At 69.1% G+C, this 14,409-nt stretch carries 13 protein-coding genes; 1 reads left to right on the top strand and 12 read right to left on the bottom strand.

The genetic code is table 11. The features are described 5' to 3' along the window. Window positions 1–1,021 precede the first annotated feature (1,021 nt). Window positions 1,022–1,939, top strand: a complete 918-nt coding sequence (locus F4559_RS13790) for a hypothetical protein (RefSeq protein ID WP_184668948.1) — start codon at window positions 1,022–1,024, stop codon at window positions 1,937–1,939. A gap of 35 nt (window positions 1,940–1,974) precedes the next feature. Here the strand turns inward: F4559_RS13790 and F4559_RS13785 are convergent, their stop codons facing one another. The 12 genes from F4559_RS13785 to F4559_RS13730 all read right to left on the bottom strand — a co-directional run bounded on the left by F4559_RS13785 (window position 1,975) and on the right by F4559_RS13730 (window position 14,320). After that, window positions 1,975–2,775 (bottom strand): metallophosphoesterase, encoded by an 801-nt coding sequence (locus F4559_RS13785; protein WP_184668947.1) that lies wholly within the window; start codon window positions 2,773–2,775, stop codon window positions 1,975–1,977. A 187-nt stretch (window positions 2,776–2,962) separates the two neighbouring features. Then, window positions 2,963–3,211, bottom strand: coding sequence for a hypothetical protein (locus F4559_RS13780; RefSeq protein WP_246445843.1), 249 nt, complete (start codon window positions 3,209–3,211; stop codon window positions 2,963–2,965). Between the two features lie 161 nt (window positions 3,212–3,372). Then, on the bottom strand, window positions 3,373–6,291 hold the full coding sequence (locus F4559_RS13775) for an AAA domain-containing protein (RefSeq protein ID WP_221447225.1): 2,919 nt from the start codon (window positions 6,289–6,291) through the stop codon (window positions 3,373–3,375). 498 nt (window positions 6,292–6,789) lie between these two features. Further along, the gene (locus F4559_RS13770; protein ID WP_184668945.1) at window positions 6,790–7,248 is read right to left on the bottom strand and encodes a flavin reductase family protein; all 459 of its coding nucleotides are present in this window, start codon (window positions 7,246–7,248) and stop codon (window positions 6,790–6,792) included. Between the two features lie 35 nt (window positions 7,249–7,283). After that, window positions 7,284–9,020, bottom strand: coding sequence for a tryptophan halogenase family protein (locus F4559_RS13765; protein ID WP_184668944.1), 1,737 nt, complete (start codon window positions 9,018–9,020; stop codon window positions 7,284–7,286). A 20-nt stretch (window positions 9,021–9,040) separates the two neighbouring features. Further along, window positions 9,041–9,298, bottom strand: coding sequence for a lasso peptide biosynthesis PqqD family chaperone (locus F4559_RS13760; RefSeq protein ID WP_184668942.1), 258 nt, complete (start codon window positions 9,296–9,298; stop codon window positions 9,041–9,043). After that, complete coding sequence (locus F4559_RS13755) at window positions 9,295–9,720, bottom strand: lasso peptide biosynthesis B2 protein (protein ID WP_184668941.1); 426 nt, start codon at window positions 9,718–9,720, stop codon at window positions 9,295–9,297. Before F4559_RS13755 ends, F4559_RS13760 begins: the two co-directional genes overlap by 4 nt. Then, window positions 9,717–11,264: an asparagine synthase-related protein gene (locus F4559_RS13750; protein WP_184668940.1), complete on the bottom strand. Its 1,548-nt coding sequence runs from the start codon at window positions 11,262–11,264 to the stop codon at window positions 9,717–9,719. Before F4559_RS13750 ends, F4559_RS13755 begins: the two co-directional genes overlap by 4 nt. A 277-nt stretch (window positions 11,265–11,541) precedes the next feature. After that, window positions 11,542–11,664, bottom strand: coding sequence for a lasso RiPP family leader peptide-containing protein (locus F4559_RS13745; RefSeq protein WP_184668939.1), 123 nt, complete (start codon window positions 11,662–11,664; stop codon window positions 11,542–11,544). A 115-nt stretch (window positions 11,665–11,779) separates the two neighbouring features. Continuing rightward, window positions 11,780–12,316: a GtrA family protein gene (locus F4559_RS13740; protein WP_184668938.1), complete on the bottom strand. Its 537-nt coding sequence runs from the start codon at window positions 12,314–12,316 to the stop codon at window positions 11,780–11,782. 33 nt (window positions 12,317–12,349) lie between these two features. After that, window positions 12,350–13,336 (bottom strand): ParB N-terminal domain-containing protein, encoded by a 987-nt coding sequence (locus tag F4559_RS34970; protein WP_312865630.1) that lies wholly within the window; start codon window positions 13,334–13,336, stop codon window positions 12,350–12,352. A gap of 504 nt (window positions 13,337–13,840) precedes the next feature. Then, window positions 13,841–14,320: a TY-Chap domain-containing protein gene (locus F4559_RS13730; RefSeq protein ID WP_184668936.1), complete on the bottom strand. Its 480-nt coding sequence runs from the start codon at window positions 14,318–14,320 to the stop codon at window positions 13,841–13,843. Between the last annotated feature and the right edge of the window lie 89 nt (window positions 14,321–14,409).

Raw genomic sequence — 14,409 nt, 5'->3', positions numbered from 1 at the left:
ACACCCTGACCTCCCCGGTGGCGCTGCCGGCGACAAGTTGACCTCAAAAGTCGTCCGACGGCAAGACCCCCTACAAGCTGTATCGAACCCGGCAGGAACCGGTCGTCGGACATGGCGCGCGCCGTGCCCGACACGTGCGCGGCGGCGGCGATACCGACCGACGGAGGGCAGGCGCATCCGACGTTCGCCGCGATATTGGACCTTATGCATCAACGAGATTGAGCTGAACAGTCCAATTCGGGTCGCGGTCCGCTCCACCTCGATCACCCTGTGCCGAGAGCGGCCTCCAGCCCGGCAAGGTCGCGGTTGACCGCGACCATGGTCCGCACGGCGGTGAAGCCTGGCCGAGCCGGATCATGCGCTCGCTGCCGGCGCCCGTCGAGGTGTAGATCCGGAGTCCTTCCAGCCATGTGCGGCGAACAAGTACCCGTGCCAGTCGCCACCACCGCCCACGACCCGACCTTCGGTGAGGACCACCTTGTCGAACCCGGTCTCCACGCCGAGGGTCGCGTCGATCTCCGCGCGGACCGCACGCGACAACTCGGCCGGTTCCGGCCGGTCCCCCACTGTCTCGGCGGACACCCCCGCCGCTCGTGATCACGCGACCGGCACCCGCCCGATTTCGGGCAGGAATAGACGCCGCGTGGTCCGAACCGCTGTCGTCGATCGCACGGGGGCGGGTGGCCGGTCGGACCCCCGACCACCCGCTGCGGACCTCGGTGGCCAGGCCGCGCCTGGGGGCGCGCGGCGGCTCGTTCCCGTGATCCGATTCCAGTTGACCGGGAATTTCGTCCGGGCGCCAGGCAGTACTACCAGCAGAAGCACGACGGCTCGCCTCGTCCCGCCGTCCGAGAAAAGCGCTCCGACCGCGTCGAACGCTGCGTGAAGCCCAGCGCTCGGTGGCGACGTCCAGTTCCTGATCGTCACCGTCGGCGGAAGGTCGTGCGCGGACTGCGACCGCCTCGCGCGCCGGAACCCGTTGTGCGACAACAGGGGCCCGGCACGCCGGTAGTTTTGTGGCATGCGATCCGAGGGGAAACCGGGTCGGTGGCGGATCGACGCGCCTCCGTTGACTTCCACACAGGCCGAGCGGTGGTCCGCCGCGTGGCCGAACCAGGGTTGTCCGCCCCTGGTCGCGTGGGTCGTGGCGGTGGTGGCGGTGCTCGTGGCGGGCGGCTCGACCAACCCGCTTGTCTGGGCGGCACCGGCACTGCTGGTGTGGCGGCCGACCGCCGGTGCGGTCGCGGTCCTGATCGCGGCCGTGTGGGCGTTCGACGATCCGGTGTCACGCATCGGCTTCGGCGTGTACGCCCTGGTGTGCCTCGTGATGTCGGCGCTGCGGCCGTGGTGGGCCCGACGGCAGCGGCGGGCGTTGGGCGACCTGCCCGTGGTCGTCGTGGGTGTCCCGGCGGACGGCAAGAGCACGCCCGGATCGGGGTCTCGGCCGATCATGCTCGGCCTGTTCGCGATCGCCGCCGGGCTCCTGTGGTGGCCGTGGGGACCGGCCGGTGCGGCCGTGCCGGCCTTTCTGGTGGCCGTGCTCGCCGGGCGTGCGGTCGCGGTCAGGATCCATGGCCGGAGGCTGTTGTCGAAGCCCCACCGGGCGGTCGGGGTGCTGGTCCGACTCGACCCCGGCGGCCACGCCATCCTGTTCACCGCCGACCGCGCCGTGCGGCGGGTGGGCCGGTTCACCGTCGCCACGATGGTCCACCGCCCGGACGACCCGCTGCCCGCCGACTTCCTCGGCACCTCTGCCCGAACTCCACGCACCATGGTCGAGGCCACCGCCGTGGGCGACTTCCGGCACAACGGGTACATCGCCGTGGTGGCCGACGACTTCGTACTGCTTCCCGACAGCCCGCTCCACGCCGATCACGACGGCGAGATCACGGTGCCTCCTGCCCTGGTCGACGGCCGCCGCTCGTCCGGCCTCGGCTGAGCGGGGCACTTTCCGATGATCCAGGGCGCCCCCGGTCAGGTCGAGACCACTGTGGCGGCGTCGAAGACCAAAGGCTGCCAACGGGTCGCGCCCGTCCGGCCGTGCCCGGGATCGACGCCGGTGAACACCCGTCCCCCGACACGCACACGCACGTGGCGTGCCTGCCAGTCGACCGAGGCCCGTTGACGGACCCGACCCGTACAACGCCAACGCTCCTCGCCGAACGCCACAACCGTCGAATGCCCGTGCACCTGCCCGAACGGCACCACACCGACATACCCCATCCACGGCTCGTGCAACGCCGCCCCCGACTCGGCCCACAAGGGACCCGCCTGCTCGTCACGCGCGTGCTCGCCCATGCGCCAGATCAACTCCGGACGCCGGTCCAGTGACTCCGCCGCACGCACTGCGGACGTGGGCTCCCCCAACCACTGCCAGCCGGCCAGGGTCAAACCCACATGGGTCACCAACAGTTCCTCACCGTCCCCAGTGCGCACGGCGGTGGCCACCCGCAGACGCCCATCCGCCCACCAAGCCCGCAGCCGCTCGACATCGCAGACCTCCACCGGATCGGGCCAGAACACCGTCCCGCCGGGCAGGTACTGCGCCTCGTGATTGCCGACGAGTTGAATCCACCGGTCCGGCTGTTCGTCGAGCAGCCTCGCGACGACGTCGAGCGCTCCCGTGCTGTCCGGACCGCGGTCGACGAGATCGCCCACCTGGATCACCGTCAGATCGGACGGCAACCGCCCGGCGCCGGCGCCCAGCCACTCCAACGCCCACCGCAACTGGTCCGCGTGTCCTCCGACATCACCGATGACCGCGACCCGCCCCATGGATATTCCCCCTGAACCGGCGACTGGAGCCAGCCTACGCAGCTCCCACACCGGCCTGCGGGACAGCACGGTGCGCGCGGGCGTTCATTCGCGCGTGCCGCCCGCGACCAGGTCGAAGGGTCTCCGCAGACTGCGGCGAGGCGTGCAGGCGCGAGGCGCGGATTTCGTCGGGGCAGAAGCCGGACCATCAAGCGTCGTCGTGGCCGTGTTCGATCCGGAACTGTTCCTCCAACTCCGGATAGCCGTAGCCGTCGGGGAACGCGTCGCGCGGCACGAGGCCGGTGGCCCACGGCACGGGGCAGGGACCGGCGTGCTCGGGCACGGGGCACAACAGCAGCTTGATCTTCTCGATCAACTCCCGCACCTGTTCCTCCGTGGCGTGGACGCCGATCCTGATTTCCCAGGTATCACGTTCTTCCGACATCGAAACCCCCATCTCCAGCACGCAGGTCCCCTCGCGCGGCACCACGTCCGCCGGTCGACACCACGAGATCGAACTTGGCGGGCGGGAACACCACGGCCGGTGCGACCGTGGACGGCTGCTTCGACTGCAACGCGACGATCCTCATCCTTGCTCCCCCTGTACGCCCGGACGTGCTACAACCACCGCTCCACAAGGTGTCGAGGCGTGTCGTGCGGCACGTACCAACGCCTGGACTTGGGATCCCATCGGGCTTTCGCGGTCTGCCTGGCCAGGTCGTTCTCCGCGAACGGCACGTTCAGGTACAACCGGCCGCCGGCTTTCGGTCCGGGCTCGGCACGGGCGCGCTCGACGATCCGGCGCACGCGTTCGCAGGCACCGGGATCGGTGATGCGCATCATGAGGTCGGTGGGCCCGGTGCGGGCCAGCAGGTTGAGCGACCCGTGCCAGAGCACCTCGTCGTCGACGATCACGACCTTCTCGTGCATGCGCTCGCGTCGGACCACGGTGCACCCGGCCGCCTCGAGCCTCGCGATCTGCCGTTCGTCGTCGGATCGCCGGGCCGGTCGGGTGTGGACGGTGACGGTCAGACCGTCCTCGATCCGCGGTGTCAGCTTCGCGAGCCACCGTTCGACGGGGTCGGCGTCGAGGAACGCGCAGTAGATGTCGATGCCGCGTCGGGCGTGCGCGAAGTCCCAGGCGACGGCGCGCGGCACCTCGTCGGCCGGGAAGAAGGCCGGTCGGGTCAGCTCGTGCGGGTCGAGTCCCGCCAGGTCGTCCGCCGCGCGGAACGGGACGAGGTCGCCGACGTCGAGGTGGTGCGCGTGCCGCCGCAGGTGGTCGACCAGGCGGGCGGCTTCGCCGTGGGGCTTGAGGTTGCGGCTCAGGAAGTCGACGTCGGCGACCACCACGAGGTGGTCCTGCGCGCGGCTCACCGCCACGTTGAGCAGTCGGCAGGTGGCCGACGACAGGCCCGTTCCCTCGTAGAAGCGGCCGACCCGGTCACCGGCACCGGCGACGGTGTCGATCACCACGAGGGGTCGTTGGCTGCCCTGGAACCGGTGCACGGTGTCGACGACACCGTCGTAGTCGGCGCCGAACCGGTAGGCGAGACTGCCCTTCAGCGCCCCGACCTGGTCGCGGTAGGGGGCGATGACCGCCATCCGGTCGCCCGGCCCGCCGTCCTCCTTGCGCGCGGGCAGCACACCGTCGTACTGCAGTCCCCGGACGAGTTCGTGGATCACGGCCTCGTGCACCGGGTTGGATCTGGGACCGCCTTGTGCGGCCGAGCGCCGGGTCGCGGTGTCGACCAGCACCAGCGGCGACTCCAGCAGCGGCGACGGCGGCAACCGGCTGCCGTCCGCCCGGCCGGTGGTCAACGGCGCGTCGGGGTAGGCGATCGTGTTCACGACCGCGCAGATCGCCGGACGCATGCGGTACTGGGTGTCCAGACCGATCAGGCAGCCGTGGGGTCGCACGCGTCCCCGACCGTCGACGAGGCCGGCCGCGTGGAAGGCGTCGCGGTCCATCCAGTGCGCGGAGTGCGCCCGCGTCGCCGGGTCCGCGTCGTGATCGCCGGACGCCCGGGTCACCGCGGGGAGCTGCCGGAAGTCGCCGGCCACGACCACCCGTTTCCTCGCCAACGCCGCCGCGTACCAGGCCGCGGGAAGGGCGACCATGCCCGCTTCGTCGAGGACGACGGTGTCGAACCTGTCGATCAGGTACCGGGACTGCACGGCCTTGGCCACGGTCGTCGCCAGGACACGGCAGTTGCCACGCACCTCCACTTCGACGGCGCGGAGCTTGTCCTGCCGGTCTTCCAGACGTTCCCGCAGATTCTTGGCCGTGGTGGCGAGTTGGTCGGCGCTGCCGACCAGTGTCGTCCGGAGTGCGCTCGCCTTGCGCTCGGCTGCCTGTACTCGCGCCGCGTGGCGCCGCTGTTCGGCGGTGGCGAGCAGGTGCCGCGCGACCAGGTCGGCGACGTCCTGGTCGACCACCTGGAGTCGGGAGAGGAGTTCTTCCTGCTGTCGCGCCTTCCGCGCGGCGGACGGGCCGGTCGGGACTCCGATCGCGATCAGTTCGGCACGCAGCCGGGCTGCCTCCTGCCTGGCGCGCTCGCACTCGGCCGCGGCCGTGGCGACGTCCCGCGTGGCCCGCCGAGCGTCGCCACGCAGTTGTTCGAGACTTCCGAGGAGTTCCGCGTGCTCGCGGTGCAGTGCCAAGCGGCTGTCGACGACGTCGAGGCGCTCGCGCAACTCCCCGATCTCGGCGGTCAGGCCGGCGCTCAGCCGCGCCACGATCTTCCGCTGCTCGATCCGGTCGCCGTACTTCTCCTTGAGCGAACCGGGTGCGATGTCCCCGGCCCGCTGCACGAGCCCGCCGGCGAAGCCGTCCTCGGCGCTCAACAGCTCGCACAGCCGTTCCACCGCCTGGTCCACGGCGACGTTGGTGGGCGCGAGGAACAGCACCCGGTGCCCCTGCCGGTGGTTGCCCTCCACGACGTGGCCGACGACCTCGGTCTTGCCGGTGCCGGGCGGCCCCCAGACGAAGGTCAGGTCGCTGCCCAGGGCCCGTGCCACGGCATCGCGCTGCCGGTCGTTGAGCTGCAAGGACCGCCACCCGCGCACGTACCGCTCCGGGTGCGGGCACCGACCGGCCGCGGGCAGGTCGCGGCCGACCAGCCACCCGGCCGCGGTCAGGTTCAACCCGCCGGCCCCCGAGATCGTCCGGTCGAGCTGTTCGGCCAACGCGACCAGGCCGGACGTGTCGTCCTCGCGGAGTTCGGCCTTCGCACCCAGCACGGCGGACGTGCGCAGGCGCAACCGACCGCGTTCGGCGACGACGAGTTCCGCCGACTCCCAGGCGGTACGCGGGCGGGCACGAATCAGCAGCGGCCGGGCGGCGGACGAGTCCTTCCAGCCCCGGGCGGCGAACGAGTACTCGTGCCGGTCGCCCCCACCGCCCACGACCCGACCTTCGGTGAGGACCACCTTGTCGAACCCGGTCTCCGCGCCGAGAGTCGCGTCGATCTCCGCGCGGACCGCACGCAGCAACTCGGCCACTTCCGGCTGATCCCCCACTGCCTCGGCGGACACCACGCCACCCCCGCCCCGCACACGCCCCGTGACTCACGGTACCGGGCGCGGATAATCGGACGTCGCCGATCCGGGAGAAGCGAAGCGGACCCCGCCGCTCGTGATCATGCGACCAGGATCGCGCGATCGCGGCCCGAAGCCGTGGGCACGCCCTGCTGTCGTCGATCGCACGGGGGCGGATGGCCGGCCGGACCCTCGACCACCCGCCGCAGACCTCGGTGGCCCGGCCGCACCTGGAGGCGCACGGCGGCTCGTTCCCGCGAGCCGGGAACCGTTGTTCGACAACAGGGACCCGGCATGCCGGCGGTTTGTGGGCATGGGATACAAGGAGGACTCGGGTGGGTGGCAGATCGACGCCTCCTCCGTCGACTTCCGAACAGGTCGAGCGGTGGTCGGCAGCGTGGCCGAGCCAGGGTTCGTTACACGATTACCACGACGGCGAGATCATGGTGCTCCCGGCCCTGACCACCTCGCCCCCGCAGGTGGCTTCGAGACCGTTCACCGCCCGGCTTCCGTCCACAGCCTGGCGTAGCGGCGCATGCCATAGAGCAGTGGTTTGGGCATCTCGGATACGCCTGCTCCCAGTACCTCTCCGAACACCACCTCGTGGTCTCCCACCGGCTCGGTCCGGCGCACCGAGCAATCCGCGATCGCGTGCGCGTCGTCGGGCAGGTGCGGCCCGGCGGCTCCAGCCTGCCAGCGCACCCGGTCGAACCTGTCGGCCTCCCCGGAGGCGAACAGCTCCGCGGTGATCCGTGCCTCGTCGTGCATCAGGTTCACCACGAAGAAGTTGCGGCGCTGTATAGCCGCGAGTGTCGGGCTGCCTCTGCGCAGGCACACCGCCAGCGTCGGTGGAAGGAGTGTGACGCTGCACAGGGACGAACACGTCATCCCATGTGGCGTCCCGTCGGCGTCGACGGCGGTGACGACGGCGACTCCGGTCGGAAACCCCGCCATGAACGAACGGAACACCGTCCGGAGCGCCTCGTCCGTCACAGCATTCCGATCGGCTCGGCACGCAACGGGCTCGCCCAACTGTCCGGGTCGAAGAGAAGCTGCCGGTTCAAGCCCGGATTGTCGTGGAACCGCGCCAACGCCTCGTTCTGGGGTAATGCGCGCCGGGTGATCGCCATGGCGGCGTCCCGGCGTGCGCGCCACCGTTCGGGCGGCTCCGCACGGTGCAGCAGCCGTGTCGGCACCTCCTGTCCGAGCAGGATCGTCTCCACTCCGGCCAGCCCGTAGAACGTCGGTGTGTTTCCTTGCAGAAACGTCCTGAGCAAGGGATTGCGATATCGCAGCGGCGCACCGGTCGCGTACATGTCCAGCATCGGTTGCGCACCGGATATGTCGGTCGTGGAACGGACTTCCCGCCAGAACGGCGTGTCGAGCCTGGTGTTGAACCTGTAGTGGATGGACAGGAACCACCGCAGCGCGTCCCACCTGTTCGCGAGAGCAACGTTGATCATGTCACGGCACTGCGGATCCGACCACGACGCCGGCAAGGAGGCGACCAACGCCTGCACGCTGGAAGTGATCATGAGGATGCCGGTCGACTCGAGTGGTTCGACGAACGCGTAGGCATTGCCGATCGCCATCACGTTGCCGCGCCACGCCTTCTCGTACCTGCCGACGCGAAACCGGACCACACGGGGGTCGCCGACGCCCGGGAACCGCGCTGCGAGTTCCTCGGCAGCCTTGTCGTCGGAGATCGCGTTCGACGAGTACACGTAGCCCAAGTGGTCATCTTCCGGCGTCGGAATGCCCCAACACCAGCCGGAGTCCATCGTGATCGAACTGGTGTAGGACTTCAGGTGCCCGCCGTGGCCGACGTTGCCGGTGACGGCCGAGTCGGTGAACAGGCTGCTCTCGTAGCTCAGAAACGGCGTCCCGAAAGCCTTGCCGAGCAGAATCGACCGAAAACCCGAGCAGTCCACGTACAAGTCGTAGTCGAGTTTGCGCCCGTCGGTGGTGCGCAGGTGGTCGACCCAGTCCTCACCGCCGAGGACCACGTCCTCGATTCGCGCTTCGACGTGCCGCACGCCGCGCTGCTTGGCGATGTCGGTCAGGAAGCCGACGAAGCGCGCGTTGTCGAGGTGGTAGGCGAACGGCAGGTACTTCATCAGCGAAACCTGTTCGCCGCCGGCGTCGAACACCGGCGTGCGGTCCGTCCTCATCAACAACGACTGCAGCGTGTATCCGTCGATACCGCTGCCGGAGTCGACCGCCCCTGCCGTGCCGATCGAATTGCTGTCCCAGTCGAACGGGGCCATGAACCCCTCCGGCCGAGGTCCCCACCGGAAATGGATGCCCTGTTTCCAGGTCGGCCGAACCTGTCGGTAGAAGTCCTCGACGTCGATGCCGAGGTAGTGGTGCAGGAAGATCACGATGCCGGGCACGGTCGCCTCACCGACGCCGATGATCGGGATCGACGGTGACTCGACCAGCGACACCTCGAGCCACGGTCGCTTGGTACGCAGAGCAATCGCGGTGAGGTAGCCTGCCGTGCCGCCTCCGACGATGGCGACGCGACGTATCGCATTCGGGTCGTACGCGGCGGGCCTGGGCAGCTTCTCCACGAGCGGCTCGTGATTGCTGCGCAAAGAGATCCCCGGCAGGTGCGACGTGCCCGCAGCGCCGCCGAGCCATCCGCGAACCGCGGCGGCCTCGTCGTCCGGGAATGTCGACACCAGTTCATCCAACTCCGACCGCCGTCCGGCGTTCGTCTCCACGTTCCCCCCTTGAGAAGTCGTCATTCGGCAATGAGGCCGGCGTGGCGCAGGCGGCCGATGAACGCGTCGACGTCGGACCGCACGTCGGCCGTGTCGACACCCGCACTCGCGGCGACGTGTTCGGCGACCTGGTCGACGGTGTCCCCGTCCACCAAGCGCTCCAGCATGTACGCGGCGCTGTGGTTGAGCTGCCAGTAGCGGCCCGTCCGCTCGTCCAACACGACCATGCCGTCGTCGGCGCGGGTCATCGTCACCTGTGCACGTGGGCGCAACGTCATCGGGGATCTCCCTGCGAGCCGACCGTGATCAACGACTTCCACCGGCTCATGTCACCGGTCTCCCCCACCGCCACACCCTCCGCCACCACCCACGAGTGCGCGCGGAACGGATGGATCTGCGCACCCACGTGCCAGGTCGGCCACCTGCCGCGCAGCCTGCACAGCAAGGCGACGGCGATCGACCTCGGCAGGCACCCGTCGCCCGCCATCATCACGCTGCTGCCGAGCACCGCCCGGTGTGCCGCTTCCGCCTCGGCGAGTGTCGCGGGACGAGCACCCCGGGACACCGCGGTGAGCACGCGACGAATGCGGTGCGGAGACTGCCTGCCGAGCACTTTGGCCACCAATACGGAGAACGCGGCGGGAAGGCCGCTGAACGTGTTTCCCGCCGGCTTGACGAGTGCCGTCGCCCTGGCTTTCATCCGCTCCCACTCCTCGTCGACAAAGAGGTGGCGCCGCGCAGCCACATCTCGCAGTTGAAGGTCATCACCATGATCGGCAACGCCGGTCCGGGCGGTGGCGGGCCGAGAACTGCCAGCCGCAACGCCTCGGCGTCGACCAGCCCGAGCCGGGCCAACAGCAGGTCGTCACACAGCGCCGCGATCCTCGATCGCTGGGCGCGCAACCCCGCGTGCACGTCCTCCGACATGTCGTTCTTGGTCGACCGCCGCACGATGTCCGCGGGCACGACGTCGCGCAACGCCGCGGTGAGCAGCGGTTTGAAGGCCCAGGGAGTACTGCGTTCGTGCGGCAGCACGGACAGGCACGCCTCGACCACCCGGTCGTCGAGGAATGGTGTCACCGTTCGCACGCCTTGGGTGGCGGTGAGCTGCCCGATCAGCCGAGCGACTCGGCCGGAAGCCCTGATCTGTTCGAGCGCGAGATGCCCGCTTCGGTCTTCCGCCAGCGGCTCGGCGCCCACCGCGGCCGTGCCGAGCGCCTCCGACACGAGATGGACGCCGTCCTGGGTGAGCCACGGTGACAGCCTCAAGGGGTGGTTCCAGCTCGCGGGCGGCAGCCGTCCGCCGGGCAATGGTGAGGTGATCTCCCGTGCGCTCCGCTCGAGCCAGTCCCGATAGGACTGGTTGTCCCGCAGCGCGTGCCAGGTCTGACTCACCGTCCAGCGCTTGAGCCCGCGATGACCACGTACGTGGTCGAGCGCGAGCCACGGATCGCGCCGCGCGAGGCCATGCAGGTAATTCGGTGGCGCGGACAGGACCTCGTCTCCACCGTGGCCGGTGAAGTGCAAAGTCGAACCGTGTGCCCGCACCCGGCGGGCGACTTCCCGAAACCGTGCCCCCTGCAGGCCCAGGAACGGTTCGTCGTGAGGCTGGTCGGGGTCGAACAGCCCCTCGAACGGCAACGGCAGTCCGCTCGCGGGCATCAGGAGGTGCTCGACGCCCGGCATCCGCGCCGCGGCGTCGACGGCGATCCCGGTGTCGTCGTCATCGCTGGTCAGTTCCGTCATGGTGACCGCGAGCAGGTCGGGGTTGTGCTGCCAGGCGAGATACCCGACGGGAGTGGAGTCCATGCCGCCGGACAGGTCGCAACTGATCGACGGCCTGGACCTGGCGTTGTCGGCGACGGCCGAGGTCAGTGCGTCCCGCAACCGCTCCGCCCCCTCGGCGAGCGCAAGGTGGGGAGTCGGTGGCGTCCACCAGCGCACCACGTCCGGCGTGCTGCCCGGAGCGGCGTAGTGGCCGGGGGGAACCGCGGCGACCTCGCGCCACATCGTCGACGAGGTGAGGGGGTGGGGAACCGACGGGAACAGCAGCCGCAGTGCGACGGCCTCCTCGTCCACACCGGCGTCGACCAGCTCGGCGACGAGGTCTGCCCGGTTCGCGGCGACATCCCCACCCACGAACATCCGCCGCGTGTTGGAGATCGTTCCCTGAGCGCGCACCTCGCCTTCGAGCGAGGCGATCACGTGGTGGCTGCCGGGCAGTGCACCGACTACCCGGTCCAACTGTCGAACATCGGTGATGTCACGCAGCAGGCTTTCCAATCGAGCGCCGGCCAAGGGGCAGAAGCCGACCAGCGCGACGACACCATGTCTGCTGCGGAAGGTCCGAAGGTCATCATCGTGGAGGACGCCCACGAGCAACGGGCGGCCGGACGGATGGGTGAGCAACACCTCCGCCCCGCATCGTCGAGGACGAGCGGCGAGAGCGCCGTCAGCGTCCGGAAGGACGATGAACGCGCTCTCGCCGCCGTCAGCGTGGGACTGGAGCACTACTTGTCTCTCAGTCCCACAGCCAGGCGGTGTCCCACGGGTTCTGGCTGCCGATGCCGTTGGTCAGCTCGGCGAAGTCACCGATCTCGACCATCAACGGCTGCTCGTACTCACCCGGCTTGATCTCTTCCATAGCGTTTCTCCCACCGATATCGACATGCCGGAAGGGATTTTCCTCCCCGCACGGACAAATCTAGCGAGAGACTCGCGAAGCTCCAATGTGTTGCACAGAATTTGTCCGCCGAATTTTACGCGGCCCGATCGACGCCTTCCTGCCCGTACTCCTTCCGGGGTACACGCGCCCCCTCCACCGGGAATACCCAGCGGCGGAACGCCCAAAATCGGAAGATCGAGGCGATCAGCGTACCCACGACCATGCCGCTGACGAAGTCGGCAATTTCCTGCGCCAGCAGGCCCACGTGCGGGACCTGAAGCTGCAGCACATACCGCGAAAGGGCGTAGGGGACCGAGTTCAATGCCACACCGACACCGCTGATGAGGAAGAACAACGCGGCTTCATGATGACGCTCGCGACCACCCCTGGTGCTGAAGGACCATTCCCGATTCAGGATGTACGAAACGATCGTGGCGACGATGGTGGCGACGACCAGCGCGGTGACGGGTTTCGCTTTCAGGACGGTGAACTTCAGCGTGTAGTTCAAAGCCGAGGTGACGAGGAAACTCGCACCACCGACGAACAGGAATTTCAGCACCTCGCGGTGCTTGAGCGCGAGCGCCTGTACCGGACCTGGAAACACGGACAGCACCCTGCGAACGACTGACATCCGCCAAGCGTATCGTAACCGGAGTACCGCAGTTCAGCGGCCACCCCGCTCTACCTCGCGCGCGAATCTCTGCCAAATTTCCGCATAACCGCGCGCCAACTCCGCCACCATTCCCGCAGCGTGTGGCGGCACATTGGTGGCGAGCCTTTCCCTGTCCTCCAGGATCGGCACGTGCGCGTCGAGGAGCCTGATCAGCGACCTACCGGTCTCGCTGAACCGCAACGCCGGGTCCATCCTCAAGTTCCGCGCGATCGACAGCGAATCGCCCACCCTTGGCGCGATGACCTCGACCGCGTGCTCCTCCGCCCGTCGCGACTTCGGCGGCACCGGGTCCTCACCTCGGTCGATCCGATCACGCACGTCGCGCACGGTCCCCGTCGAGATGCCCGCGGCAGCGGCGATCCGCCGCAACGAGTCGCCGGGATTCGACCTGAGCAGATCAGCGGCGATCCTGCGGCCGGCCGCGGTGCTGAGCGGGCGCGTCCGCCCGTCCCGCCCGACGCGGGCAGGCAACTGAGCACGGTCCGCACTTGCCCGGCGCCTGATCACCCCCACCGTCCGCGCCGAGATGCCCGCGACCCGCGCTACCGCACGGTCCGACCACTGGGGACGCGATTCGATGATCCGCGTGGCGGCGGCGAGGCGGTCGGCTCGCGACAGCGGCAACCCGTGTGTGGTGTTCGCCTCGACCGCGAGCACGAATGCGTCGATCTCGGAGCCGTCGAAGAGTTGCGCACGGATCATCCGCTCGCCTCGCAGTTCGGCTGCCCGCAACCGGTGCGCTCCGTCGATCACCGTCATCGTCTCCCGATGCACGAGAATAGGCGGCAGCTCTCCGTGCGACTCCGCGAGCAGTTTCGCATGCTCCTCGCTCTCGCCGGCTGTGCGCGGAGATTCGCTGCGCAGCAGGTCGCAGACGGGCAGGGTGACGAGTGTGAATCGACTGTCCGGATCGTCCGACTCTTGGCAGGTATTCGAAGATGGATCCGGTTCGACCACACCGGCAATACGCACGTCCACGCAGAACCCCCACACCGCATACAGACCGCACCCGGAACCGGATCCCCACCTCTCACGACACTCGCATTCCACGATACTGACGCCGACTCGGCTGTCAACTCCGCCGCGGAACCTGACCACAACCGGATCGACACCCGACCCGCAACCGCCCGGACAACGGGAGTCCTGATTCGACGGCACAGGTCCCGATTGGACGGTTTCCACCAGCGGAACAGACGGCAGATTGTCCCACACGCGACCTGTCGCCGATAAGACATACGATGAAATCTTGATTGCCCGGTGACGGCGGACCGCAACGCGGTCGTCGACCTTCCGCCCATCGAGCCGATTTAGTCCCGACCTTAAAGGGTTGACAGGAATGACCTCCTGCCGATAGCCGGGCCGGCACGGCGACGTTGCCGGTGCGGACGTGGCGGGTCCCGGGCCGTCGACACCCGAGGCTGTCGACGGCGAGGAGGTCGCACGTTCCACTGCCACATCGACCATCAAGGCGGCCCGCCCGGCTCACCCCTGGACGGACGGCAAACCCAGGCGGGACAGGACGAGCGGGTTCTCGCCGACGTCCCGTGACGCGATCCGCTCCGGCGACCACGTCTCCCCCGCCAAGGGCCACTCGCCGTCACGCCAAGCCTTGTACACCAACCCATCGGGGCCCGAGAGCGCGAACGCGTCCCGCAGTGCCACGACACAGCGCGCCGCCGGCGCGGAGTAGTCCGCGTCGGCCGCGGGCAGCGGCAACGCGAACGTCCAGTTGGGCGGGTCGAAACCCGACGGCGCCGCCCACCCCGCCTCGACCATGCCGCCGAAGTCCGCCCACGGGACCACTTCCGGCCCGGCGGCCTGGGCGTGCAGCTCGTGCTTCTCCCCTGCGAACTGCACGTACACCTTCGGGTCCGTTTGGAGGAACACGACCAGGAAGACCCGATCGGTCACTTCACGCAAGGTCTCGGCGAAGCGCTCGCCGAATTCCGCCCACCCGGACATCCAGCCCGCCTTCCGATCGACCTCGGACCACCACGACCGGAGTCCCGTCGCGTGCCAAGCCTAACGAGTGGACACGGATCGACGTCGTG

Source organism: Saccharothrix violaceirubra (assembly GCF_014203755.1).
In the GTDB taxonomy this organism is placed as follows: domain Bacteria; phylum Actinomycetota; class Actinomycetes; order Mycobacteriales; family Pseudonocardiaceae; genus Actinosynnema; species Actinosynnema violaceirubrum.
The sequence above is the reverse complement of the archived record's forward strand: the minus strand, read 5'-3'. Positions and strand labels throughout refer to the sequence as shown.